The organism is Bradyrhizobium sp. NBAIM03 (assembly GCF_020194055.1).
Taxonomy (GTDB): domain Bacteria; phylum Pseudomonadota; class Alphaproteobacteria; order Rhizobiales; family Xanthobacteraceae; genus Bradyrhizobium; species Bradyrhizobium yuanmingense.
The window spans coordinates 53,811-80,101 of record NZ_JADYVS010000011.1; the positions used below are offsets into that span (position 1 = coordinate 53,811).

The 26,291-nt window shown below is 65.4% G+C and carries 17 protein-coding genes; 12 read left to right on the forward strand and 5 right to left on the reverse strand.

The window, feature by feature from the left end:
• The first annotated feature begins 13 nt into the window (after positions 1-13).
• From nosZ to I6F21_RS18420, 7 genes are all read left to right on the forward strand, one after another.
• Positions 14-1,960 carry a TAT-dependent nitrous-oxide reductase gene (nosZ, locus tag I6F21_RS18390; protein WP_128261662.1) on the forward strand — a complete coding sequence of 649 codons (1,947 nt, stop codon included), beginning with the start codon at positions 14-16 and terminating at the stop codon, positions 1,958-1,960.
• A 13-nt stretch (positions 1,961-1,973) separates the two neighbouring features.
• Positions 1,974-3,335 carry a nitrous oxide reductase family maturation protein NosD gene (locus I6F21_RS18395; protein WP_225140880.1) on the forward strand — a complete coding sequence of 454 codons (1,362 nt, stop codon included), beginning with the start codon at positions 1,974-1,976 and terminating at the stop codon, positions 3,333-3,335.
• Positions 3,332-4,249, forward strand: a complete 918-nt coding sequence (locus I6F21_RS18400) for an ABC transporter ATP-binding protein (RefSeq protein WP_225140878.1) — start codon at positions 3,332-3,334, stop codon at positions 4,247-4,249. Before I6F21_RS18395 ends, I6F21_RS18400 begins: the two co-directional genes overlap by 4 nt.
• On the forward strand, positions 4,246-5,073 hold the full coding sequence (locus tag I6F21_RS18405) for an ABC transporter permease subunit (protein ID WP_225140876.1): 828 nt from the start codon (positions 4,246-4,248) through the stop codon (positions 5,071-5,073). The genes I6F21_RS18400 and I6F21_RS18405 overlap by 4 nt, the downstream gene beginning before the upstream one ends.
• Positions 5,070-5,639, forward strand: coding sequence for a nitrous oxide reductase accessory protein NosL (locus tag I6F21_RS18410; RefSeq protein WP_225140874.1), 570 nt, complete (start codon positions 5,070-5,072; stop codon positions 5,637-5,639). Before I6F21_RS18405 ends, I6F21_RS18410 begins: the two co-directional genes overlap by 4 nt.
• A complete protein-coding gene (locus tag I6F21_RS18415) occupies positions 5,636-6,631 on the forward strand; it encodes an FAD:protein FMN transferase (RefSeq protein ID WP_225140873.1) in 996 nt (331 codons plus the stop codon). Before I6F21_RS18410 ends, I6F21_RS18415 begins: the two co-directional genes overlap by 4 nt.
• A 291-nt stretch (positions 6,632-6,922) precedes the next feature.
• Positions 6,923-10,741 carry a Dyp-type peroxidase gene (locus I6F21_RS18420; RefSeq protein WP_225140871.1) on the forward strand — a complete coding sequence of 1,273 codons (3,819 nt, stop codon included), beginning with the start codon at positions 6,923-6,925 and terminating at the stop codon, positions 10,739-10,741.
• Between the two features lie 27 nt (positions 10,742-10,768).
• Here the strand turns inward: I6F21_RS18420 and I6F21_RS18425 are convergent, their stop codons facing one another.
• The 4 genes from I6F21_RS18425 to I6F21_RS18440 form a co-directional block, all read right to left on the reverse strand.
• Positions 10,769-13,810: an AAA family ATPase gene (locus tag I6F21_RS18425; RefSeq protein ID WP_346656821.1), complete on the reverse strand. Its 3,042-nt coding sequence runs from the start codon at positions 13,808-13,810 to the stop codon at positions 10,769-10,771.
• A 350-nt stretch (positions 13,811-14,160) separates the two neighbouring features.
• Entirely contained in the window at positions 14,161-14,988 is an 828-nt protein-coding gene (locus I6F21_RS18430; RefSeq protein WP_225140870.1) for a hypothetical protein, read from the reverse strand.
• 86 nt (positions 14,989-15,074) lie between these two features.
• On the reverse strand, positions 15,075-16,367 hold the full coding sequence (fsrB, locus tag I6F21_RS18435) for a siderophore utilization protein FsrB (protein WP_225140869.1): 1,293 nt from the start codon (positions 16,365-16,367) through the stop codon (positions 15,075-15,077).
• A gap of 212 nt (positions 16,368-16,579) precedes the next feature.
• On the reverse strand, positions 16,580-17,455 hold the full coding sequence (locus I6F21_RS18440) for a helix-turn-helix domain-containing protein (RefSeq protein WP_225140868.1): 876 nt from the start codon (positions 17,453-17,455) through the stop codon (positions 16,580-16,582).
• Positions 17,456-17,710: 255 nt separating this feature from the next.
• Here I6F21_RS18440 and I6F21_RS18445 point away from each other — a divergent pair, with 255 nt between their 5' ends.
• From I6F21_RS18445 to I6F21_RS18465, 5 genes are read left to right on the forward strand one after another with little or no spacing between them, the layout of a single operon-like run.
• Entirely contained in the window at positions 17,711-18,931 is a 1,221-nt protein-coding gene (locus I6F21_RS18445; protein ID WP_225140867.1) for an amino acid ABC transporter substrate-binding protein, read from the forward strand.
• A 60-nt stretch (positions 18,932-18,991) separates the two neighbouring features.
• Positions 18,992-19,867, forward strand: a complete 876-nt coding sequence (locus I6F21_RS18450) for a branched-chain amino acid ABC transporter permease (RefSeq protein WP_225140866.1) — start codon at positions 18,992-18,994, stop codon at positions 19,865-19,867.
• Positions 19,864-21,534, forward strand: coding sequence for a branched-chain amino acid ABC transporter ATP-binding protein/permease (locus I6F21_RS18455; RefSeq protein ID WP_225140865.1), 1,671 nt, complete (start codon positions 19,864-19,866; stop codon positions 21,532-21,534). The genes I6F21_RS18450 and I6F21_RS18455 overlap by 4 nt, the downstream gene beginning before the upstream one ends.
• Positions 21,527-22,258 carry an ABC transporter ATP-binding protein gene (locus I6F21_RS18460; protein WP_225140864.1) on the forward strand — a complete coding sequence of 244 codons (732 nt, stop codon included), beginning with the start codon at positions 21,527-21,529 and terminating at the stop codon, positions 22,256-22,258. The genes I6F21_RS18455 and I6F21_RS18460 overlap by 8 nt, the downstream gene beginning before the upstream one ends.
• Before the next feature lie 35 nt (positions 22,259-22,293).
• Positions 22,294-23,745 (forward strand): aldehyde dehydrogenase, encoded by a 1,452-nt coding sequence (locus tag I6F21_RS18465; protein ID WP_225140863.1) that lies wholly within the window; start codon positions 22,294-22,296, stop codon positions 23,743-23,745.
• A gap of 52 nt (positions 23,746-23,797) precedes the next feature.
• Here the strand turns inward: I6F21_RS18465 and I6F21_RS18470 are convergent, their stop codons facing one another.
• Positions 23,798-26,038 carry a TonB-dependent siderophore receptor gene (locus I6F21_RS18470; RefSeq protein WP_225140862.1) on the reverse strand — a complete coding sequence of 747 codons (2,241 nt, stop codon included), beginning with the start codon at positions 26,036-26,038 and terminating at the stop codon, positions 23,798-23,800.
• Between the last annotated feature and the right edge of the window lie 253 nt (positions 26,039-26,291).

The following is a 26,291-nucleotide window of genomic DNA, read 5'->3' on the forward strand; positions in this document are numbered from 1 at the left end:
CGAGGAGGCAATCATGAGTGAAAACGAAAAAACCAAGGGCGTCAGCCGACGAACCGTGCTCGGAACGACGGCGGCCGCAGCGGGCGTGGGCCTTGCCGGCGGAGTGATGCTGAAGGACGGCGGATTCGTCGCGCCTGCGGACGCGCAGACCAAGAATGCCGCGCCGAAAGCACCGGCAGCCCGGCCGGCCGTTCACAAGACCGAGGTCGCGCCCGGCGAGCTCGACGAATATTACGTGTTCTTCTCCAGCGGCCAGTCCGGAGAGATGCGGGTCGTCGGCCTTCCCTCGATGCGCGAATTGATGCGCGTTCCGGTTTTCAATCGCTGCAGCGCGACCGGCTGGGGGCAGACCAACGAAAGCATCAAGGTTCTGACCGAGGGGATGCAACCTGCGACCCGCGAGTTCCTGAAGAACCGCGGCGGCACCTACCTGAACGGCGACCTCCACCACCCGCACATTTCGTTCACGGACGGCACCTATGACGGTCGCTATGCCTTCATGAACGACAAGGCCAATAGCCGCGTCGCGCGGGTGCGGCTCGACATCATGAAGTGCGACAAGATCATCGAACTGCCGAACCAGCACACCGTTCACGGCCTCCGCCTGCAGAAATATCCGCGCACGGGCTATGTCTTCGCCAACGGCGAGGATGGCGTGCCGCTGCCCAATGACGGCAAGATCCTGGACGATCCCAAGCAGTATCGCTCGATCTTCAGTGCGATCGACGGCGACACGATGAAGGTAGCCTGGCAGGTGATCGTCAGCGGCAACCTCGACAATGTCGATGCCGATTACCAGGGCAAGTACTGCTTTGCGACCTGCTACAACGGTGAGGAAGGCGTCACTCTCGCGGAAATGACCGCCAGCGAACAGGACTGGGTCGTCATCTTCAACATCAAGCGGATCGAAGAGGCCGTGAAGAAGGGCGACTTCAAGGAGATGAACGGCGTGCCCGTGATCGACGGCCGCAAGGGTTCGGCCTACACCCGCTACGTTCCGGTCTCGAACAATCCGCATGGCATGAACACCGCTCCGGACGGCATCCACATCGTGGCGGCCGGAAAGCTCTCGCCCACCGTGACTGTGATGGACGTCCGCAAATTCGACGACCTGTTCGATGACAAGATCAAGCCGCGCGACGTTGTCGTTGCAGAACCGGAGCTTGGCCTCGGCCCGCTGCACACGGCCTATGACGGCAAGGGCAACGCCTACACCACCCTTTTCCTCGACAGCCAGGTCTGCAAGTGGAACATCGACCTCGCCAAGCGCGCCTTCAAGGGCGAGAAGGTCAATCCCATCCTCCAGAAGCTCGACGTGCACTATCAGCCGGGCCACAACCACACCTCGATGGGCCAGACCAAGGAGGCGGATGGAAAATGGCTCATCTCGCTGAACAAGTTCTCGAAGGACCGCTTCCTGAACGTCGGCCCGCTCAAGCCGGAGAACGATCAGCTGATCGACATCTCGGGCGATCAGATGAAGCTCGTGCATGACGGCCCGAGCTTCGCCGAGCCGCATGACGCGACCATCGTCCACCGCTCCAAGATCAACCCCGTCTCGATCTATGACCGCGCGGATCCGATCTTTGCGGATGCGGTCAAGCAGGCCAAGGCCGACGGCATCAACCTCGAGGCGGATTCCAAGGTGATCCGCGACGGCAACAAGGTGCGGGTCTATATGACTTCGACCGCGCCGGCCTACGGACTCGATCAGTTCCAGGTCAAGCAAGGTGACGAAGTGACCGTCTTCGTCACCAACATCGACGCGGTCGAAGACCTGACGCACGGGTTCTGCATCGTCAACTACGGCATCAACATGGAGATCGGGCCGATGGCCACCGCGTCGGTGACCTTCACGGCCGACAAGCCAGGCGTCTACTGGTATTATTGCTCCTGGTTCTGCCACGCCATGCATATGGAGATGAAGGGCAGGATGTTCGTCGAACCGAAATCGGTCTGATCGGAGTGACTTCGTGCGACTTCTGTTACGCATGTTTCCGGCGGCGCTGGCCGCCGCCGGATTATCCGGCTTCGCCGAAGCGGAGACCTTGACGGCTGCACCCGGCCAGCCGCTGCAAGCCGTGCTGGATCATGCGCGCGCCGGCGACGTCGTCGAGCTTGCGCCGGGCGAATATCATGGTCCGATCCGGATCGACCGCCCCTTGCAGCTGGTCGGGAGTCGGGACGCTGTGCTCGATGGCGATGGTTCCGGCAACGTCATTACCGTCAGCGCGGCCGATGTGACCATTCGCGGCTTGACCATTCGCGGGTCCGGCCGCGACTTGCAGGCGATGAATTCCGGGATCTTCCTGCAGAAGACGGCCGAGCGCGCGAGGATCGAGGACAACCGGCTGGTGGAAAACCTGTTCGGTGTCTATGTGCATGGCGCCAGGGGCTCGCGGGTGGCGCGCAACGAGATCGAGGGACTGCGCGGCGGGCGTCTCAGCGAGGCCGGCAATGGAGTCTCGCTGTGGAACGCGCCCGATGTCACCATCGCCAACAATACGTTCCGCTATGGCCGCGACGGCATCTTCTCGATCTCCAGCAGCAAGGACCGCTTCATCGACAACCGCTTCGAGCAGGTTCGCTTCGCGGTCCACTACATGTACACCAACGACAGCGAAGTCAGCGGCAACGTGTCGATCGGCAACCACGTCGGTTACGCCATCATGTACTCGAACCGTCTGGTGATCCGCGGCAACAGCTCCGATCGCGATCGCGACTATGGACTTCTCTTCAACTACGCAAACTACGCCGTGATCGAAGGCAACCGGGTCACCGGCGGCCAGCTGAACCCGACGATGCAGAAGCCGGAGGACGGGCCGGCCGAGGAGCGAGGCATGCTCCCGCAGCAGAAGCGGGAGAGCTCTCTCAAGACCGGCCCGGAAAAGTGCGTGTTCATCTACAACACCAACCACAACAAGTTCCGCAACAACTGGTTCGAGCGCTGCGCGATCGGCGTGCACTTCACGGCCGGCTCCGAAGGCAACGAGATCACGGGCAACTCCTTCGTCAGCAACGCCAACCAGGTGAAATATGTCGGCACCCGGCATCTCGACTGGTCGATCGGCGGGCGCGGCAATTACTGGAGCGACAATCCGGCTTTCGACCTGAACGGAGATGGTATCGCCGATACGGCGTATCGGCCGAACGACCTCGTCGATCGCGTGCTGTGGACCGCGCCGGCCGCGAAGGTCCTGATCAACAGCCCCGCAGTGCAGGTGATCCGCTGGGCGCAGGCGCAATTTCCCGCGCTGCTGCCTGGCGGCGTCGTCGACAGTCATCCCCTGATATCTCCGCCCGGGCGTCGCGTCGCCGAGGAGGCGCGACGATGAAGACGGTGCGGCTCTGCGACGTCACCAAAGACTACGGCAGCGTCAAAGCCGTCCGCGGCGCCTCATTCGAGCTCGGCGACGGCGAGCTCGTGGCGCTGATCGGCCACAACGGCGCCGGCAAGACCACGCTCATGAAGCTCATGCTCGGGCTGATCCGGCCGACCAGCGGCTCCATCGAGGTTCTCGGGGACAATCCCGCGGCTGGCGAGTTCGCCGGACGTCAGCAGCTCGGCTATCTGCCTGAAAATGTCTCCTTCGACGCCGCCCTCACCGGCCGCGAGATGCAGGCTTTCTACGCACGGCTGAAGCGGGCGCCGGTCGCAAGGGCTATGGAGCTGCTCGATGTCGTCGGCCTGGGCGCCGCCAGCTGCCGGCGGGTCGGCACCTATTCGAAGGGCATGCGCCAGCGGCTCGGGCTCGCGCAGGCGCTGCTGGGTCGACCGCGCGTGCTGCTGCTGGACGAGCCGACCACCGGCCTTGATCCGGAACTGCGCCAGACCTTCTACGATGTCATCGCGCGGCTCGCAGCCGAGGGCGCGACCGTGCTGCTGTCGTCACACGCGCTCACCGAGCTCGAGGAGCGCGCCGGGCGGGTCATCATCATGAACCGCGGTCTCAAGGTCGCGGACGGCACCATCGACGAGCTGCGCCGCCTCGCCCGGCTGCCGACCCGGATCCGTCTCAAGGTTTCCGGGCTGGCCCCGCACGAGATGCCGGCCTGGGCGCCGACCGACACGACCTGCCGCCGCTTGAACGGCCACCTCGTCGAGATCGACGCCGCACCGGAGCGGAAGATCGAGCTGCTGCATCGCGCCACCGCCTCCGGCAATTCGGTCGAGGACGTCGACGTGGTCCCGCCGAGCCTCGACGAGCTCTATGCTCACTTTCTCCGACGATCGGAGCAGGCCTCATGAATATCCTGATCATCGCAGCCAAGGAGATCCATCAGGCGATCCGCAATCGCTGGGTGCTTGCGGCAACGCTGCTGCTGGCCGGGCTTGCCCTGTCGCTGACGTTTCTCGGCAGCGCGCCGACCGGCAATGTCGGCGTGCGCACGCTCGACGTTGTCATCGTTAGCCTGTCGAGCCTGACCATCTTTCTCGTTCCGCTGATCGCGCTGCTGATGTCCCACGACGCCATCGTCGGCGAGATGGAGCGGGGGACGATGCTGTTGTTGCTCAGCTACCCGGTGGCGAGGTCGCAGGTGCTGTTCGGCAAGTTCCTGGGCCATCTCGCCGTTCTCGCCTTCGCGACCTGCCTTGGCTACGGACTTGCCGTGGCGGCGCTGGCGGCGACGGGCGGCCGTATCGATGGCGACAGTCTCGTGGCCTTCGTGGCCATGATCGGCTCCTCGGTGCTGCTCGGAGCTGCGTTTGTGGCGATCGGCTATCTGGTCAGCGCGCTCGTGCGTGATCGCGGAACGGCTGCCGGCATTTGCATCGGATTGTGGCTGCTGCTGGTGCTCATCTACGACATGGCGCTGCTGGGCGTACTTGCGCTCGACCAGGGTCGCAGCATCTCTGCGGCCGCGCTCAACGTCATGTTGCTGGCGAACCCGACCGACGCCTACCGGCTGATCAATCTGACCGGCTTCGCCAATGTCAGCACGTTCGCCGGCATGGCCGGCCTCGCCCAAACCACGTCGCTGACGGTGCCGGTCCTGCTGACCTCCCTGCTCGGCTGGACGCTGCTGCCGCTGGGCCTGGCCGCGCTCGCCTTCTCGCGGAGGGAGCTATGAGGCGCCGAACGCTGCTGCTCGCCCTGCTGCTGCCGCTCGCGCTCGCGGGCTGCAACGACAAGCAGGCTGCCAATATCCCGCCGCCGCATCGGATGACCGCGGAGGACATCGGCCACTACTGCGGCATGAACGTGCTCGAGCATCCCGGACCCAAGGGTCACATCTTCGCCGCGAGCTTGATCCAGCCCGTCTGGTTCTCGTCGGTGCGCGATGCGATCGCCTTCACCATGCTGCCGGACGAGCCCAAAGACATTTTGGCGATCTACGTGTCCGACATGGGCAAAGCGCGCGAGTGGGACAAGCCTAGCGCCGACAATTGGATCGAGGCGCGCAAGGCGCTGTTCGTGATCGAGAGCCGAGTCAAGAGCGGCATGGGCGGCGACGAGGCCGTGCCGTTCTCGGACCGGGCCGCCGCCGAGAGATTCGCAAGTGAGAACGGCGGCAGGATCGTCGGCTTCGACGAGGTGCCGCGGGACTACGTCCTCGCTTCCGCGAATGCCGGCGGCGCGGCGCCGGACGAAGCGTCCGAAGGGGCGCCGGGTGACGGAGCGAGGAGGACGCCATGACGCCAATGCTGTCCCGCCGACGCTTCATCCGGATCAGCGCCGCTGCCGCGGGGCTCGGCGCGCTGTCCGTCGGACGTCCCGTTTGTGCAGAGGCCGCGCCGGTCACCTGGCGCGGCACGATGCTGGGCGCGGTCGCAGCGCTAGAGATTCACGACGAAGACCGCCGCCGGGCCGAGCGGCTGATCGCGCTGGCCTGCGCCGAGGCGCGCCGGCTCGAACGGCTGTTCAGCCTCTATCTCGACGATTCCGCCCTGGTCGCGCTGAACCGGACGGGTGTCCTGGTTGATCCGGCCGCCGAAATGGTCGATCTGCTTTCAACCTCGCAGCGCTACGCCACGCTGACGGGCGGTTTGTTCGACGTCACGGTGCAGCCGCTGTGGGAGCTCTATGCCCGCCATTTCGCGCGAGCTGACGCCGATCCGGCCGGCCCTCGCCTAGCCGAGATCGAGGCTGCGCTGGCGCGCGTCGACAGCAGCCGGCTGTCGGTCAGCCGCGACCGGATCGTGATGCCCAAGGGCATGGCCGTCACCCTGAACGGGATCGCGCAGGGCTACGTTACGGACAAGGTGGTCGACCTGCTGCGGGCGCACGGCATCTCGCACAGCCTGGTCGACATGGGCGAGGCCCGGGCGATCGGCTCGCGTCCGGACGGACGCCCCTTTGACGTCGGTATCGCCGATCCGGACAGCGCGGGCCACACCAAAACGGTGCTGCCGATCGTCGACCGCGCCGTCTCCACCTCAGGCGGTTACGGTTGCCAGTTCGATTCCGGGGCGCGCTTCAACCATTTGTTCGATCCCCGATCGGGCGGCTGCGCCCACCGCTATCGCAGCGTGACCACTGTTTCCCGCAGCGCGACTGCAGCGGACGCCTTATCGACGGCGTTCAGCCTGATGCCGGACGACCAGATTCGATCGCTGTTGCGGCGTGTCGATATCGACCGCGTGCACTTGATCGACGCGGCCGGCAAGTTGGTCGAATTATTGGCATAATACCCAACGACGACGCTCGTTTCCTTCCGGCGACTTCCCGGTTTGCGACCGCGAAGAAAGTTCGGAATTGTGGGCCAGTTCATAAAAGCTGGAGAGCCGCAGCCGCAGAGTTGATCCGCTCTGGCTCGAGCTGCCGCAACGACCAACTTCGCGACCGAAAGGCCTGCATTAAGTCCATGAGCGCATTGGAAACATTGCGAGCCAGATTGCACGTTTGAGGAAGTGAAGCCGTAATTTTCACATTTTGGGAGCGCGCAGCGAAGAGACGCTCGCAGCAGGGGAGCCAAAAACATGCGTCGTGATTTGACCATCAAGACCGGCAGCATGGCCGGCACGTCCGATTTCAGGGTGATGGCTCCGATCAAGAAGGGATTCGTGCCGTCCCTGGATGCGACCACGTACAAGACCCGCGTCAAATACGTGCTGCGGGCGCTGAATGGCGGACGCGCCAACGCGTATGAATACGAGCTCGCCCGCGTGCTGACCGATTCCGTTGACCGCGTCGGGCGGATCCACTCGGTGGGCATCGCCGTGCTCGAACCCGAGGACGAATCCGTGGACGGCGTGGACTATGTGCTGCTGACCGCCACGTTCGACGGCTCCTGGGAAGCCTATGTCCGCGTCATCTGGCAGAAGGCCGCCCGGCTGCTCGACCTCATCTTCTGCAATACCGATGGTTATGTGCTCGGATACGAGAACACGTACGAAAACTGGGGTATCTGGCTCAAGAGCAAGCAGACCGAAGCCTATTTCCTCTATGCCACCCCCGACCTGACCGTGGATGACACGCGCTTCCTGCGGATGGAGGAGCGGGTCTATCGGCGCGCCTCTGGCGCCGGCGCCGACAAGATCGTCACGCGGATCAGGATTCCCTCGCCGGAAGACATCGCGCGACACTCGATATTCGAGGTCGACGGCCAGGTCGGCGTCGATCCGACCAATGCCGGCTTCAGCAAACCGCTCAGCATCGAAGCTGCCGCCCGGCCTCCGTTTCGCCACGGCATCCGCGCACTGGCGGGACTCTACCGTCTGGCCGACTTCTATCCGCCGGGGACGCATGACGGGGTGCTTCTGCATCGGGCCGGCCACGAGCTGCTGCCGGAATTCGTCACCATGATCAACGACCCCACCTACGCGGAAGGCGTCAAGCGCGCCCGCCGGCGCTATGATGAGGCCCTGCGCTGGTTGATGGCCCCGCCCGATGTGGCGCCGGTACGGCGCAACCTGCCCCTCGCCCCGCCGGCCGAACTGCCGTTGCAGGATCGCGGTAACGTGCAAGGCGGAATTCTGACCGCCTACAATTCAGATCACGGCTGCCTGCTGCTGCTGCAGTTCGCCAATCCGGCCGCACTGGCCGCGTTTCTCGACGTCCTCGAGGTGACTTCCGAAGCCGACGTTCTGACGCCGGGGCAGATCGTCACCAACATCGCATTCACGGTCGAGGGACTGCGTCAGGCCGGCCTGTCGGACGAAGAGGTGCGCACTCTGCCGGAAGAGTTCGTGCAGGGCATGGAAAGACGCGCCGGCCTGCTCGGCGACGTGCGCTGGAATCATCCGCAGCGATGGCGCCTTCCCGCCAGCAATTGGGCGCTCGGGATCGACGCGCCCGACCTGCCCGAAGGCGACCCGGCGCCGCGCATCAGCATGAGCTCGGTCCATGCCGTCCTTCAACTCCGCCTGTTGCTACCCAAGGACGCGCAGACGACGGCGGATGCGAGACATGCGTTGATGGCCGAAATGAAGCGCCTGGTCGAGGTCGATGCGGGTATCAGGCCCCTTTCGATCCAATGGATGCAGCGGCAGCGCGACAAGAGATCCCGCGACATGCAGGACCATTTCGGGTTCGCCGACGGCAGTTCGAACCCGGTGCTGCGTGAGTGCGAGGCCGGCACGTACTATTCCAATCGGGTGCATCTCGGCGAAATCTTGTGCGGCTATCCGAACATCGCCGACGAGGCGGCGCCGTTCGGCAACGCGACCAATCGTGCTCACGCGATGCTCCGCGACGGCAGCTTCATGGCGCTGCGCAAGCTGCGACAGGACGTCGAGCAGCTCGAGGATGTGCTCGCCCGCGCGACGCGACAGGCAGCCGAGATGGCCGGACCGGACGCACCTGCCCTGACACGCGAGACGCTAATGGCTAAGATGATGGGACGCTGGCCGACCGGCCATCCCCAGGCCGGGCAACCCCTGACCCCTACTCCGCCCCCTGACAAAGGCCACAACGACTTCAACTACGACGCCGACCCGCAGGCCCAATCGTGTCCGTTTCACGCGCACATACGGCGCGCCAATCCGCGCGTGTCGATCACCAAGGCGGATGCCGGCGCGCGGCCCCCACGTATCGTCAGGCGCGGCATGTCCTACGGGCCGCCCGTCGACCCGCAAGCCGCCAAATCCGGCCAGCAAGCAGAGCGGGGCCTGGTTTTCATGGCCTACAATGCCAGCCTCGGCGAGCAATTCGAGGTGGTGCAGAGCTGGCTCTCTGGCGGCAACAGCGCGGGTTCGTCCTCGGGGGTAAGCGATCCTTTCCTCGGCCTCGCCGAGCCTGGCCGGCTCCGGCATTTCCGTTTCGAGCATGAAGGCCAAACCATTCGCGTCGCGCTCGACGGCTCGGACCGGCTCCACGACGAACCTCGTCCGTTCGTTCGTCTGGAATGGGGAGCATATTTCTTTGCGCCATCGAAGAAGGCGCTTGCCGATCTAAAGCAATGGGCGGCGAGCCAGGGGTACAAACCGGCCGTGACGTGGTCCGCGGATCAGGGGGAAAAAGAGATCGCGCGTCTGCGCCTGATCGAGCGCCAGCAGGGCGAAGCCGCGGCGATGGCCGCGTGGAAGACAGCGCTCGAAGATCCGGATTCAGCCTCGCATTTCGTCAACGCCTCGATCTGGGCTGCGATCCGCGAGCGCCACGGCGGCGCACTTCGCACGCCCTTCGGGGTCTTGGTGGCCGACCGCGACATGGTCTACAAGGTGTTCGCCGATTCCGACACCAAGCTGACCATCACCGGCTATCTTCCCCGCATGCTGCGGTCGTTCGGCATCCTCTATCTTGGCCGCGACGCCGGGCAGCCAGACCAAGTCTACGAGCAGGAATCCGCGGCCTGCAACGCCGCGATCATGGCCCTCGACCAACCCGCCGCATTCGAGCTGGCGCGCGCGGTCACACAGAAGGTGCTGGGCTTCATGGTCAAGCAGACGATCGACTATGCCGCCAGCGACGGCGAAGCGAGCTGGGAGCTGACCGTCGACGTGCACGAATTGGTGGATCCGCTGCTCGCCGCCTTCTGCGAAGCGTGGTTCGGGTTGAGCGAGGACGGGGGTCATTTCCGCCGCGTCGGCTATCGCTGGGATTGGACGCCGGGCGAGCCGCCTGGCTATCCCGGCCTTTTCCTGTCGCCTTCGCGCTACATCTTCCAGCCGCACCCGAACGCGACAGTGGAGGCGATCGGCGCGGCACATGGCGACGCTGCGCGCCGTGCGATGGAAGGTTTCCTGACGCAGTTCGGGCCGACAAACGGGCCAGTGACCAAGGCGGTCTATAACTCGCCACGGGGCAACGGCGACATTCCGTTCGTGGCCCGCACGGTCGCCGGCGCCATGATGGGATTCATTCCGACCGTCGACGGCAACCTGCGGCGGATACTGAACGAATGGCTGCGCGAAGGAACGCTATGGGCGTTGCGCGCTCGCTATGCCGGCACGAAGGCAAAGAACTACATGGACGCCCTCAACCGGCTAAGAGACGACTTCATCCCCGCGATGCAACTTCGCGCGGTGCCCGAATTGATCTGGCGGACAGCCGTCGTTTCGCAAAGCATCGGAGGGGTCGAGGTGAGGCCTGGCGACGTCATCGTCGCCGGCGCAGTCTCCGCCACCCAGCAAAGTCTCGCCGAAGGTCGCCAGGACATCTACCACGCCTTCGGCGGCAACCGCAGGGTCCCGGGGCATCCCACGCATTCATGTCCCGGAGCAGACCCGGCACTGGCGGTGATGCTGGGTTTCTTCAGCGCACTGGTGGAGACGGAGCTACCCTTGCGGACCGGCCCCATTCCAATGAGCCTGACGATGGACGGAAGAGTTCCCGCACCGAGCCCACCTCCACCCTAGAGCCGTGTAAGGAAAGGTGCGCAGGGGTTAGACGGCACAATGCCGAGCGAGCTGATCGTTGGCGTAGCCGACGGGTATGCCAATGACGAGCCTGATCGTCTCCTCCGCATGCCAGTGCATGCCGAGCGCGCGCAGCTTCTCGGCGGCTTCCATCATGGTCTGGCGGGCCGCCTCGCCCCGGCCCTGCCCTGCGAGAAGCTCGCCGCGCAGGGAGAGGTTCAGCGCCGCATCGCGCAGCGAACCACGCCAGCCTGCGGAAGTTTCAGCCCGTCCCAACCAGCGCTCGCTAAGGCCGAGATCCTGGCGCAGGGCTGCGAGCTTCGCCAGCGAGCGACATGCCGCCGCCTCGCCCAGTCGCTCGCCTTCGCGTGCGCGGCGCAGGACATGGGCGGCATACCGCCGCGCCGTCTCGACATCGCCTTCGGCGGTCGCCGCCTCGACGAGCCAGCTATATTGAACCGACGTGTAGAATTGAAAATTGCGCCGCTCCATCCATTCGGCGGCGTTCCGCAACTGCAGCAGGCCATCGGCGTCGCCGGTCGCCGACCAGCGGGCAAATCCCGAGGCTGCCCGGCAATCCGCCAGAAGCAGCAGGCTGCGCGTGTTCTCGGCGATGCGCGCCCCTTCCACGGCGAGTTGCTCCGCCTCCTGCCAGCGGCCCTGCCAGATCAGCGCGACCGCAATCCAGTTGCGGACGGAATTGACGACCGGGTGAGTCGAGCCTTCGACCAGAGCCATGCCTTCACTGAAACAGGCGTGGGCGCCCTCGAAATCGCCGCGATCCGCCAAGACACCGCCCTTGCACGACAGCGCATAGGCCGCCCCGAAGGATATCGCACCATGACGCCGGCTGCGTTGCTGCTTGGTCGAAATGGCAGCGTCGATCAAGGCGATGGCTTCGTCGTACTGACAGCTTGCAGCCAGAATCTGCCCGAGCGTCGCTTCGATCTGCGCGATCAGGCGGCGGTCTTCGAGCTTGCGCGCCAATTCCAGCGCCGTCCGCGTGTGGGTCACGGCCTCCCGGAAGCGGCCGAACCCGTAGCACATCCAGCCGAGCCATTCATAGGCGCTGGCCATCGCGGCGGTGTCGCCGAGGGAGGACGCGACCGCAACCGCGCGTTCGAACACGGAGGTGTCGTCGGTCAGCGACAGCGGGTCGAAGATATTGGCCATCGCCAGCTTGTTGGCCAGCAGGCACCAGCGCAGCGATTGCTCGCGCGAGCGATCGGGCACGCGATCCAGCGCCTGCATCGCGACCTGGTACTGCGCACTGGCACGATCGAGCGCAAATGCAGCCATGGCCTTGTCGCCGGCACGTTCAGCATAATGGGCTGCGCTTTCCCAATGACCTGCGCCTTGCGAATGGTAGGCCAGAGCTTCCATCGCATCCTCGCGATCAGCCTGCTCGGACCGCGCCAGCAGGGTGGCTTCGATCCGCTTGTGCAATGCCTGACGCTCGTGCAGGCCAATGGTGTCGTAGACCGCATCGCGCGTGATGCCGTGCTTGAAGCGAAGGACGCCGCCCGCTGGATCCGCAAAGAGAAAGTCCGCATCCGCCAATGCCCGCACGATGGCCGGGTCGGGTTCGCTGCCGCAGGCCGAAACCAGCAACCCGTGCGGCACGGTGTTGCCGATAACGGCCGCGGCGCGCACCACCTTCGCCTCATCGGGCGGCAGGCGTGCCAGGCGCGAAGCGACCAGGGTTGCGATCCAGCCCTGTTTGCTGCGCGCTTCGAACGAGGCAGGATCGTTGGCGGCGATGGAATGGCAGAGCTCTTCGATGAACAACGGCACCCCGCCCGCATAGGCATGGATGCGGGCTACGAGGAAGGGATCGGCCTGCGGGACCCAGCGTCGTACGGCAAAGTCGGTTTCCGGCCCCTGAAACGGTTCGAGAAATAGGTGCGGTGCGCCGGAAATCCATTCGCTGCCGTCCTCGCGCGGCCGGCTGGCGAGGATGACGCGAGGTCCGTTGGGCAATTCCAGCAAAGCCTGCAGCAATTGGCGGCTCGCGTCATCAGACCATTGCCAGTCGTCGATCACCAGCACCAGCGGGCCATGTGCCGACAGTCCGGTGAAGAACCCGAGCAGATCGCCGACGACGCCGTCGACGGTGATGCGGCCGCCACGCGCATCGGCGCCGGCCGACGCCAGTGCCAGGATCGATTCTGCATTCGGACCGAGCTGGGCCGCCCATGGCTCCAGAGCCGCGCGCGCCGTCTCCTTTGCCTCGACGAGGGAGGCGTCCGCTCGAATTCCCAGCGCAGCGCGCAGCATTTGCAGGAATGGTTGCAGAACCTCGGCACCGACGTAACTCTCGCAACTGCCTCGCAGCAGCCTGATGCGCTCGGTGCCGACGTGCCCCAGCACCTCTTCCAGAAGGCGCGTCTTGCCGAGTCCGGGCCCGCCGACGACCACCGCGCAGCGTTGCGCCTGCGCAGGTGCTCCGCTCAGAAAGCGTGTCAGGAAGCCGAATATCTCGTTGCGGCCGATGAAGGGTGTCAGGCCGCGGCGCGAGGTTGCTTCGAAGCGTCGGGTCGCCGTGCTTCGACCCAACACCAGCCTCGCCTGCGGCATTCCCGAAGCCGCCGGGAGGTGGGCGGCGAGCTCGAAGAAGTTGGCATGCGGCCCAAGGGCATCGAGGCTGGCCAGGATCTGATCCGGACCGGCGTGGCGCGACAGGTGCGCTGCCGTGTTCACGACATCGCCGATCAGGTCATACCGGCCGGACTCGATGTCGCCTTGGGTCAGGAGGACGGTGCCGGCATGGATACCCGAATGCATTCGAAGCGGCATCAGCGCCGGCGATACGCCATCGTGGCGCAGCTCTCCGACCCATTCGTGAATATCGAGTGCTGCTTCCGCAGCACGACGACCGTCATCTTCGCCGGATTGGGGATAGCCGAAAATGGCGAGCGCACCGTCTCCCTGCGTTCGGATGATGCGACCACCGTGCTTCGCCACCGCGCGATGCCAGATCTGCCGCAACTGGCTGAGGAGTTCGGAAAGGTGCTCGGACTCGACATCCCGGCCCAGGGCGGTTGATCCGACAAGGTCGGAGAACAGCACCGTCAATCGATGACGTTCACCTTTTGGGTCGCGGGTCTGCGTAATCATCGTCAATCGCAGCCAACTCGTTGACGAACCGCAAGAACGGTCTGCAGCGGGTGCCAGACCGGATGCAGCAAGTATCGCAAAAGGCCATAGTAACTCGCCCAACCCGCAAGTGGAAGCTCGCGGGGATTGCATCCGGCGAATATGACGATCAGGACGACCGCATTGGCCTAACCTATTCAAAAACCTCATGTCTTCCGTTTGCCGACGGCGCGGCGCCGCCTCGCCTGCGCAGGCCAAGGCGTGGTTCAAAGCCGGTGGTTCACAGCCGGAGGATCACGGCGGAGAATATCGAGCTGGCATTCCTAGGGAAGCGGCAGCCGGTCCAGCTGGCTCTGCGCCTTCTTGACGGCGGCCGCATACCAGCTCTGGCTCGGGGCTTCCTTGGCGAAGCACGCCGTGAAGGCGGTCATTGCCTTGTCCTCGCGGGCCATCTCGCCGCGCGGGTCTTTCTTGTCGACGGGCTTTGCCATCATCTGCTTCCAGACCTCCTCGCAGGTCGGGATCGGGGCGGTCTTCACGGCCTCCCTTGCCGCGAGGAAATAGACCTTGTCGCCCTGGATCGCGACGACGTCGATTTCGTCCGGCGGGCCCTTGAGGCCGCCATTGCCGCGCACGCCGAGCACAGCGACTGCGACGCTCGCCCTTGCCGGCTTGTTGATCGGCAGCTCCGCGTAGATCGCGAAGGCGGCGTCCTGGATGGCGTAATAATAGAAGCGGTCGGATTTCAACGCGGCGCCACTGTCCTGAGGCATGCCGTCGGCGCGATGCTCGCCAAGCCAGTGCTTGAGCAGCCCGGTCGTGGTCACCACAGCCTGCATCTTGTCGCCTTCGGATGCGAAGCTCAGCCCGTCGAGATGGCCGAAGCCGATGTCGTCCTTGAACAGCGTATCGACGTTCGACTTGCCCTCGGCCGGGAGTCCCTTGATCGCGACCGGACCGATCAGACCGCGCAGCACGCCGGCCAGCTCCTTCAGGGCCGCATCGTGCTGCTTGTAGATCTCGTCGCTCTCCTTGGCATTCGAGAATTTTGCGATGTAGCGGTCACGCAGGTCGAGATAATGCTGCTCGGGCGCGGCCGCCCCGGCGGGCGCGGCCAGGACGAGCGCGCAGAGCAAGGCAAGCAATCTCATTGCAATTCCGGAAGACTGGAAAGCGATCTCCATCTTTGTGCCGAGGCCGCGTGCCAAGGTTCATCCCTTGGCGGAACGCGGGTGCCCTACTCTGCCGGCGTCAGTTGCTCCCGGTTCAGCCGCACGGCCGCCGTCTCCCGCACGCGAACGCGGGCGCGGCGCTTGCGCCACCAGATCACGACGCCGGTGACAGAGAGCGCGGCGACCACGAGGCCCATCACCGAGATCAGGATACGCCCGAACAGTCCGACGATGCGCCCCGAATGCAGCGGAAACTGCGCCTGCACGAAGATGTTGGCGGCGGTGCCGACCCAGGGCAGCCGCTCGCCAATGGGGCGGCCGTCCTCGCTGTCGTAATAGAGCTGCGCCGGGCCGACGCCGCCGGCGCCGTGATCGTCGCCGGGATGGAAGAACGCGGCGGCGTAGACGCCATGGGCCGGGCCGTAGCTGAGCGCGCCGACCGGGGTGGTCCAGCCTCGCGCCTTGCCGTCGGCGGCCGCGCGGGCAGCAATCTCGGCAAACGTCATCTTGGGCTCGATCGGATTATCGAGATCGCGATAGGGCCGCTGCTCATAGGGTGTCGGGGTGTAATTCGACACCATCTTCATCAGCGGCGAGAACACCTCGAAATAGAGGTTCAGCGAAAACGCGGTGAAGGCGATGATGAACAGCACGCCCCAGGTCCACAGGCTGAAGGCACGGTGGATGTCGAAATTGATCCGGTAGGCGCTGCCCGAGGTCTTGATGGTCCAGGCCGGCGCCCAGCGCGCCCAGAAGCCGCGCTCGAGCTGGCGCGCGACCTCAGGCGCCCGCGCGGCCTTGGCGCGCCGGCGCGAGGGCAGCGTCAGATAGAACCCGACGAAGCAATCGATGGTCCAGATGATGGCGATGATGCCGAGCACGCGCATGCCCCAGCGGTCGCTGCCCCAGAATTCCGGGATGTGCATCGTGTAGTGCAGCTTGTAGAGAAACGAGACGAAGTTTTCCCGCGTGACGGGCCAGACCGCGCCCCAATAACGCCGGCCAAGCTCCGCGCCGGTGTTGGGATCGAGGAAGACCTGATTGTAGTCGAGCGGGTAACGCTTGCCGGTCGCGGGATCGATCCGCGGCATGACGAAGAACCACAGCGAGTGCCCCTGCTCCGGCGTCATGAAGAGGTAGACGACGCGCGCGCGGGGATCGCGCTGCTCGATCATCTTGGCAAGCTCGAGCGAGGGAATGGCCGGGCCCTTCGTCGAGACATCGAACAGATGGCTGTTCAGGACGTCGTCGAGCTCGTGATCCCAGGAGATGATCGCGCCGGTGATGCCGGAAAAGAACAGGAAGGCGGCCGTCAGCAGTCCCGCCCAGCGATGCAGTTTGCCGAATATCGCTCTCATCGCTCAGATCTCATTCCCACTGGGCCCGGCCCCTCATTTGCCGGACCGCTTTTCGATTGGACTCGCCGCCGGCAGTTCAGCCGGTGGGCCTTCGGCCTAACGCAGGGACAGTTGCAGTGCGAGAGGTCCGACATTAGAATTTATCGAGACTGGCCAATAAGCTGCGCGACAAAGCGTCCATGCGTGATCGGGTGTCGACGCAGCCGCGTGCGTTACGGCCAATCGGCAAAATTCAGCGTCGGTCTCGATCGCCCCGCTCTCGCGCGTGCCGCAACGCGCCGACGCCATACGCCCGGTGCCTCGCCGGTGTGCTTGCGGAAAAAGCGGCTGAAATAGGCGGTGTCCGTGAAGCCCAGCGCAAATGCGATCTGCTTGACGGCGATGGTTCCAGCCTCCAGCCGCGTCGCCGCTTCCCTGACGAGGCGCTGCTGAATCAGCTCGCTCGGCGAGCGCTTCAGCTCGCGGCTGCACAGCGCGTGCAGGCGATCCGGCGTGGTGCCGAGTAGCCTGGCGTAATCGCTGACGCGCAAGTGCTGTTGATAGCGCTCCTCGAGCAGCCTGCGGAACCGGCTCAGGATCTCGGTGCTGCTGCTCTCCTCGTTGCGGTTCCCGTCGCCAGCGAACAGGCGCCAGAATCGCAGCACGCACAGCGTCAGCTCCGCCGACATGATCGACGCTGCACCGCTGCGTGCGGGCGAGGCGATCTCGGCGGCGATCGCCGCGATCGAACGCGCGATCGTGGCCGCGAGATCGGCCTCGACCTGCAACGCCAGGATGCCGCCCGCCCCCTCGAGCGCGAGATAGGCCGCCTCCGCCGACGGCGGGAGATAGCGATGCCAGATACCGGCGCGCAATTGCAGCAGCTGCGCCGTCGTGCCTGCCGACACCTCCAGATAGTCGGCGGATCCCGCCGGGAGCCAGACCAGCGCGGATCCGACCGTCCGCATGGTCCTGCCGGCCTGACCGATCTCAGCGGTCCCGCCGCCGGGAAGGCAGAGCAGATGAATGAACGGACGGGCCGCTTTCGAGGTCAGCGTCCATCGCCGCGCGACGTAGTGCGCCGCGATCAGCTCGGCGCCCACAGGCACAGCCCCACTCGGGGCGGTTGCCGGTGCCGGATCTGGGCCCGCGACGCCTCGACGCACTTGGCCATCGAGGCCAGAACCGTCCAATCTTTCACCGGATTTGTCCATTGTGCGAGCAAAGCTTGGGATGCTTGCTAGGTCAAGTCCCGGTGGCGGCCGGCTCAATGATGCCGCCCTAGAGAAAGTCGGGACCAAGGGGAAACGACCACTCACTGCGATGCCGACCATCGCTTGAGTGCAACAGGAGGGAGACACGATATGTTTTCAGCGAATCGTCGAACGTTGCTGCGCGTCGCTGGCCTTGCGGCTCTGGCCGGAACGCTCTGGACCTTTCCGTCCACGGCCGATGCGCAGGAGAAGATCCGGATCGGCTACGCCATTTCCAAGACCGGTCCCTATGCCGGCGGCGCCGGCATCACCACCCTGCCCAATTATGAGCTGTGGGTGAAGGACGTGAATGCCGCCGGCGGCATCAAGCTCGGCGACAAGAAGCTGCCGATCGAGGTGGTCGAATATGACGACCGCAGCAGCTCGGAAGAAGCCGTCAAGGCGATCGAGCGCCTCGCCAACCAGGACAAGGTCGATTTCATTCTTTCGCCGTGGGGCACGGGCCTCAACCTCGCGGTCGGCCCGACTCTGAACCGTCTGGGCTACCCTCACCTCGCGGTCACGTCGGTGACCGACAAGGCGCCGGAGCTTGCCAAGCGCTGGTCGAACGCGACGTTCTGGCTCGGGACGTCAGCGCAGATATCCGAGGGGCTCGCCGATCTGCTCGGCAAGCTGAAGAGCGAAGGCAAGATCGGGGCGAACATCGCGATGGTCAGCATCGCCGACCAGTTCGGCATCGAGCTGTCCGCCGCGGGCCGCGAGGCCTTCAAGAAGCACGGCTTCAAGCTCGGCTATGACAAGACCTATCCGATGGGCACGCAGGATCTCCAGCCTCTGTTGAAGGATGCGATCGCCTCGAACCCGGATGCGTTCGTCGCCTTCAGCTATCCGCCGGACACGATCGCGCTGACCGAACAGGCGCAGCTGTTGAAGTTCAACCCGAAGGTTTTCTATGTCGGCGTCGGCACCGCGTTCCCGCTCTACAAGGGCAAGTTTGCTGCCAACAGCGACGGCGTGATGGGCATCGGCGGCTGGAATGCCGAGTCTCCGCAACTGAAGGAGTATCTCGCGCGCCACAAGGCCGCCACCGGCAAGGAACCGGATCGCTGGGCGAGCTCGATCACCTATGCGAGCCTGCAGGTGCTCCAGCAGGCGATCGAAAAGGTCGGCAAGCTCGATCGCACCGCTGTCGCGGCGGAAATCCGCGCGGGCACGTTCGAGACCATCATCGGCAAGGTCAAGCTGAAGGACGGGCTGCTCCAGGAGGTCTGGAGCGTCGGACAGTGGCAGAACGGCGAGTTCTACGCCCTCGCGCCAACCTCGCTGACGGGCGCGCGCGCCGCGGTCGTGCCCAAGCCGCAGTGGCAGTAAGGCTGGTTGGCAGGCCTTGCGTCCGCGAGGCCTGCCTGCCGTTCAAGGGGACGCCGTTTCATGCTGCTTGTCGACATCATCCTGCCGGGCCTCGTGCTCGGCGGCATGTACGCGCTGATCGCGCTCGGGCTGACGCTGCAATATGGCGTGGCGCGGATCATGAACCTCTCCTATGGAGAGTCGCTGGTCGCGGCCGCCTTCGGCGCGTTCTCGCTCTACGGCGGCCTTGGGCTGAGCCCGCTCGCGGCGCTGCTGCTGGCGGTCCCGATCGCGATGGTGCTGAACTGGCTGCTATATCGCTTCCTGCTGGAACGGCTGATGCGGCGCGGCAAGGACCGGGGCGCACAGGAGATCGACAGCATCCTCGTCACCTTCGGCGTTCTGTTCGTGATCCAGGGCGCCATGCTGGTCGCCTTTGGCGGCCAGTACTACAGCTATAGCTATCTCTCCATTCCGCTGACGATCATGGGCTCGACGCTTGCCGTCAATCGGCTCGTCGCGCTGCTGTTCGCGGCGCTGGTCGGCGGCGCCGTCTATCTCGCCCTCACCCGCACCCGGATCGGCACTGCGGTACGCGCCATCGCAGTCGATGCCAACGCCGCGCGTCTCGTCGGCATGGACGTCGCGGCCCTGTCGGGGCTGGCGTTTGCCTTCGGCGGCGGCCTCGTCGCCGTCGGCGGTGTGCTGATCAGCATGTTCCTCACCTTCAATGCCGCGATGGGGGTGGTCTTCACCATGAAGGCGCTGGTCGTCGTCATCATGGGCGGTGTCGGCAACGTCATCGGTGCGCTGGTCGCCGGTCTGCTGCTTGGTGTGGTCGAGACGGCGGTGGCGCGGCTGGTCGATCCCGGTCTGACGCTGGCTGCGACCTACGCGCTGTTTCTCGGCGTGCTCGTGATCAAGCCGACCGGCCTGTTCGGCAGGGCGGCGTCATGACGGGGCCCGTCCGCATTCTGCTGTGGTGCGCCGGCCTCGCCCTCGCCGCATGCCTCGTCACCTATCCGCTCTATGCCAACGGCTATTATCTCGCGCTCGGCATCAGCGTGCTCTATTTCACGATCCTGGCGACCGCGTGGGCGATGTTCTCGGGCCCGACGCGCTACATCTCGCTTGCAACGGTCGCGTTCTTCGGGCTCGGCGCTTACACGGCTGCGGTGCTCGGCGAGACCATGCCCTGGCCGGTCGTGCTGCTGGCCGCAGCCGGCGTGGGCGCACTCACCGCCGCAATCACCGGGCTTTCGACGCTGCGGCTGTCCGGAATCTATTTCGTGATCTTCTCCTTCGGCCTGGCCGAGCTGATCCGGCAGCTCGTAATCTGGTACGAGGTCAACATCCACAAGTCGGTCGGCCGCTATCTCTTCAGTGCGGTGACGCAGGACGTTCTCTACTGGCAGCTGCTGGGCTTGACCGCGGTCGTCTTCCTGGTGGGCTGGATGCTCGGGCGCTCGCGCTATGGGCTGGCCCTGCGCGCCATCGGCGCCGACGAGACCGCGGCGAGCCATTCCGGCATCGATGCCACGCGGATCAAGCTCGGCGTCTTCATTCTGAGCGCGACCTTCATGGCGGTGACCGGCGCGGTCATGGCGCCACGCTGGACCTATATCGATCCGGCCATTGCGTTCAATCCGACCATCTCGTTCCAGGTCGTGATCATGGCCCTGCTGGGCGGCGCGGGCTCGCTGTTCGGGCCCGTGCTGGGCGTCATTCCCCTGGTCCTGCTGTTCGAGGTGCTGACGGCGACGCTGCCCAACCATTTCAGCATCGTGCTCGGCGTCATCTTCGTGTTCATCGTGATGGTGCTGCCGAACGGCGTAATCGGCCTGTTCGGGGCGGGCCGCTGGCGTGTTCCGGCCGGCGGTCCCGCCGCCGCGCCCGCCCGCGCGGGCGATGCACCGCTGCTCGCGGTCGACGGTGTCAGCAAATCGTTCAGCGGACTACGCGCCGTCGAGGGTGTCAGCTTCACAGTCACGCCGGGCGAGATCATCGGCATCATCGGCCCGAACGGATCCGGCAAGACGACGCTGCTGAATACGCTGTCCGGGGCGCTGCGGCCCTCCTCGGGCACGATCCGGCTGGGCGGCATCGTCCTCAACGGTATGCGCGCGCACCAGATCGCGCGCCTTGGCCTTGCGCGCACGTTCCAGCTGGTGCGCGTGATGCCGGACCTGACGGTGGCCGAAAACGTTGCGGCGGCGCGGCTGTTCTCGACGACGAACGGCTCGGGCGCAACCGCAAGCGAGCTGCTGGATCTCGTCGGGCTCGGCAAGCTGCAGGAAGCGCCCGCGAGCGAGCTGACCTATATCGACCAGAAGCGGCTCGAGCTTGCCCGCGCGCTGGCGCTGCAGCCGCGCCTCGTGCTGCTCGACGAATGGCTGGCGGGCCTCAACCCGAGCGAGCTCGAGACCGGCATCGCGCTGATCGCGAAATTGCGCGATCGCGGCCTCACCATCATCATGGTCGAGCATGTCATGGATGCGATCCGAGCACTGTGCAGCCATTGCATCGTCATGAATGCCGGCAGCGTGATCGCGCGCGGCGCGCCGGAGGCCGTGTTGTCCGATCCAAAAGTCGTTGCAGCCTATCTCGGAGGCGACGATGCTTGAGGTCGCCGCCCTCTCCCACTTCTATGGCAAGCACCAGGCTCTCGCCGACATTGCGCTCGCTATTGGGCAAGGCGAGATCGTCGCGATCCTCGGCGCCAACGGTGCCGGCAAGTCCACCCTGCTCAAGAGCATCGCCGGTCTGGTCAAGCCTGCCCCCGGCGCCACGATCCGGTTCGAGGGACATCACATTGGCGAACTGCCCGCCCATCTGATCGTGGAGCGCGGCATCGCCCTGGTGCCCGAAGGCCGCGGCGTGTTCGGCGATCTGACGGTTGCCGAGAATCTGCAGCTCGGCGCCTATCCCGCCCGCGCCCGCGCAGGCGAGCCAGACCGGCTCGCGAGGATCCTGCGACTGTTCCCGCGCCTTGCCGAGCGTATGGCCCAGGCCGTTCGCACCATGAGCGGCGGCGAGCAGCAGATGGTGGCGATCGGCCGGGCGCTGATGTCGAACCCGCTGCTGCTCCTGCTCGATGAGCCTTCGCTCGGCCTGTCGCCCCTGCTCAGCCGCGAAGTGTTCCGTGCACTGGCGGAGATCCGTAGCAGCGGCCTCAGCGTGTTGCTGGTCGAGCAGAATGCGCGGGCGAGCCTCGACATCGCCGACCGTGTCTACCTGATCGAGTCCGGCCGCAACGCCGGCAGCGGGCCGGCCAGTGCGATGAAGAACGATCCGGAGGTCCAGCGCGCCTATCTCGGCAAGGCCCGCGCGGCCCCGTCCCCACCATAATCGCTCAATCCCGCCTGCAACCTTTGGAGTGCATCATGAACGCGATCGACCTTCTCATCGGCGGCAAGGACCAGTCGGCCAGCAATCAGCGTACCTTCCAGCGCCACAACCCGATCTCCGGCGACGTCGCGACGATCGTGGCGGCGGCCTCGATCGACGACGCGATGCGGGCCGCGGACGCCGCGGCCGCCGCGTTCCCGGCCTGGTCACAGCTCGGCCCGTCCGAGCGCCGCAAGCGGCTCAATGCGGCCGCCGACATCCTCGCGCGCCGTGCCGCGGAGTTCACCGCGCTGATGGTCGCCGAAACCGGCGCCACCGCGGGCTGGGCCGGATTCAACGTGCACCTGGCCGAAGGCATGCTGCGCGAGGCCGCGGCCATGACGACGCAGATATCCGGCGAAGTCATTCCGACCGACAAGCCCGATAATCTCTCCATGGCATTTCGCCAGCCGGTCGGCGTCGTGCTCGGCATCGCGCCCTGGAACGCTCCCGTGATCCTCGGCGTGCGATCGGTCGCGATGCCGCTCGCCTGCGGCAATACCGTGGTGCTGAAGGCGTCCGAGATGAGCCCGGGCGTGCATCGTCTGATCGGAAGCTGCCTGGCGGAGGCCGGCCTCGGTGACGGCGTCGTCAATGTCGTGACCAACGCGCCCGAGGATGCGCAAGCGGTGGTCGAGGCGCTGATCGCCCACCCTGCGATCCGCCGCGTCAACTTCACCGGCTCGACGCGCGTCGGCCGCCTCATCGCGCTGGCATGCGCAAAGCACCTGAAGCGCGCACTGCTGGAGCTCGGCGGCAAGGCCCCGCTCGTGATCCTCGACGATGCCGACCTCGACGCCGCCGTGAATGCGGCGGCGTTCGGCGCCTTCATGAACCAGGGGCAGATCTGCATGTCGACCGAGCGGATCGTCGTTGACGACAAGGTGGCGGACGCCTTCATCGCCAAGTTCGCCGCCAAGGCCAAGAGCCTTCCCTTCGGCGATCCCCGCAAGGGCAATGTCGTGCTCGGCTCGCTGGTCAGTGACGCCGCCTGCGAGCGCGTCCGGAGCCTGATCGACGATGCCGTCGCCAAGGGCGCCGTGCTCGCTGCCGGCGGTCACGGCAGCGGCACCATCATGCCCGCCACCATCGTCGATCATGTCACGCCGGCGATGCGGATTTATGGTGAGGAGAGCTTTGGTCCCGTCGTGACCGTGGTGCGCGTGAGCGGGATCGACGAGGCCGTGCGCGTGGCCAACGACACCGAATACGGCCTCTCTTCCGCCGTGTTCGGCCGCGACATCGCCCGTGCGCTCGGCGTTGCCAGGCGAATCGAGGCGGGCATCTGCCACGTCAACGCCCCGACCGTGCATGACGAGCCTCAGATGCCGTTCGGCGGCACCAAGGCGTCTGGCTACGGCCGCTTCGGCGGCAAGGCCGCAATCGACGAGTTCACCGAACTGCGCTGGATCACCGTTCAGACGGGGCCGCGGCACTATCCGTTCTGATCGGCGGGAGGAACAGGTCCGGCCTCCAAGGCCGGACGTCCTCGGATGGTGCTCACCAGCGGTAGGTCAGCCTGGCGATGGCTTTCCGCCCTTCCGCGTAGAAGCAGCCCGCCAGGCTGTAGCACGAAGCGACGTAGCGGGTGTCGGCGAGATTGGTGACGTTCAGTGCCAGGCGCCAATTGTCCCTGTTGTAGGCCAGCAGCGCGTCGAGAACAGTCGACGATCCCACCTTGAACGTGTTGGCCTCGTCGCCCCAGGTCGCGCCGACATAGCGGATGCCACCGCCAAATTGAAGCCCCGCGAGCGGCCCGTTCTGGAGCGTGTAGTCGCTCCACAGCGAAGCGCGGTTGAGCGGCACCGTCGTCGGCGCCTTGCCGACATTCACCGGATCCTGCGTGACCATGGCGTCGACATAGGCATAGGCCGCGCGCAGGTTCCAGCCGTCGGCGAGCGACATCGTGCCTTCGAGCTCGAGGCCGCGCGACTTCACCTGCCCGATTTGCTCGTAAAAGAATGCTGCAGGCACGTACACAGCGACGTTGTCGCGCGTCAGGTCGAACGCGGCGAAGGTGAACAGCGCGTTCCAGCCGATCGGCTGGTACTTGACGCCGACTTCGTACTGGACGCCGGTCTCAGGATTGAGCATCTGTCCGCCGAAGCCGGTCGCGAGCAACGGCAGGAACGATTCCGAATAGCTGAAATAGGGCGCGATGCCGTTGTCGAAATTGTACATCACGGCGGCGCGGCCGGTGAAGGCCGAAGCGTCCTTCGCTATCGTCGTATTGGCGATACCGTTATCGACCTGCGTGGTCACGAAATCCTGACGGCCGCCGAGCTGGAACGAGAGCCGGCCGAGCTTGATCTGATCCTGCGCATAGACGCCGACCTGGGACTGCTTGACGCCGGTGTTGTCGTACATGGCGCCGATGGCGTAGTCGTAGCTGTAGTTCGGGTTGAAGACGTTGATCTCGGGGGACGAGGTCGTGACGCCGAAGGCGGTGTCGCGGAAGGAGGTGTTGCGATAGTCGACGCCAACCAGCGTGGTGTGGCTGAGAATGCCGGTGGTGAACTTGCCCTGGAGCTGGTTGTCCACGGCGAATGAGTTGATGTAGGAGTTGCTGTAGCTGCCATAGCGCGCGAGCTGCCCTGCGGCTTCGTTGGTATAGCCGCCGCCGTAAAACACCTTCTCCTCGTTGTGCTGATAGGCGTAGCGCAGATTTTGCCGGAACGTGACGTTGTCGGTGAAATTGTGCGCGAGCTGGTAGCCGACGGTTGCGATCTCGGTGTTGAATGCGTCGAAGCCCGGCACGCCCGCGAAGAACGAGACCGGGATGGTGCGGCCGTTGTTCGGCCAAACCGTGCCCGAGGCCGGCAGGAACTGAAGGCCCCACCCTGCCCGGTCCCGCTGATAGTTGGCGAGCAGGGTGATGGTGGTGTCCTCGTTCGGCTTGAAGGTGACGGCGGGCGCGATGAAGACGCGATTGTCCTTGCTGAAATCGACCTGGGTCTCGCCGTCGCGCACGACGCCGGTCAGGCGCCACAGCACCGTGCGTTCCTTGTTGGCGGCGCCGCCCATGTCGAACTGGCCCTGATAGCGGTTGAAGCTGCCACCCGAGATCGAGACCTCGCCGAACTGCTGCGCCGTCGGCAGCTTGGTCACGTAGTTGAGAACGCCGCCTGTGCCGCTGCCGCCATACATCGCGGAGGACGGACCCTTGAGCACCTCGATACGCTCGGCCCCATAGGGCTCGAGGCCATTGAAGTGCACGTAGTTGCTGGAGGGAATCCGCAAGCCGTCGACGAAGAGGCCCGGCATCGTCATGTCGAAGCCGCGGATCTGGAGGCCGCCGAAGCGGGTGTCCGAGCCGCCATTGACGTCGCCGCTGACGCCGGCGGTGTAGCGCAAGGCCTCGCCGATCGAGACCGCGCCCTGGTTTCTGATCTGGTCGGTGGTGATGACCGACACCGACTGCGGCGTTTCGATCAAGGGCGTATCGGTCTTAGTGGCGGTGCCGCTGCGCGTCGCGACGAAACCGCGTACCGGTCCGTTGGCGCGTTCGCTCGTGGCACCGTTCGATGCTGCCGACTGAGTGGGCGCGGCCTGCTGCGCCGGGCCCCGACGATTGGCGCGTGCGGTTCGCGCCGCCGCAGCCCGTCGCGACGACGCAATCGCCGCTGGACGGGTGCGCTGCGTCGGCGCTTCGACGGTGACAGAGGGAATCTGCGTCTGGGCTTGGGCAGAGCCGAAGGGCACGGCGAGAGCGAGTGTGCTGGCCGCACCGAGGAAGAGCATCTGGATTTGTCGGCGGCGCGTGTTCTTACGCGAAGAAGGTTGGAAATCGGTCACGTCTGTTGAGCCCCACGCACTGCCGGCTTTGCCGGTATCGATCTTGATGGCCCGCCCTAACTCAGGCGGTTTCGGAGTGCGATAGGAACGGCGTTAGAATTTCTCCAGACGTGTGCACAGCACGTGCGACGGATGCGCTCATGCGCGCTGCTTCTTTGGGATTGGAATGCTTCTAGAATGTTTCTGTCAGTGTGTCAGG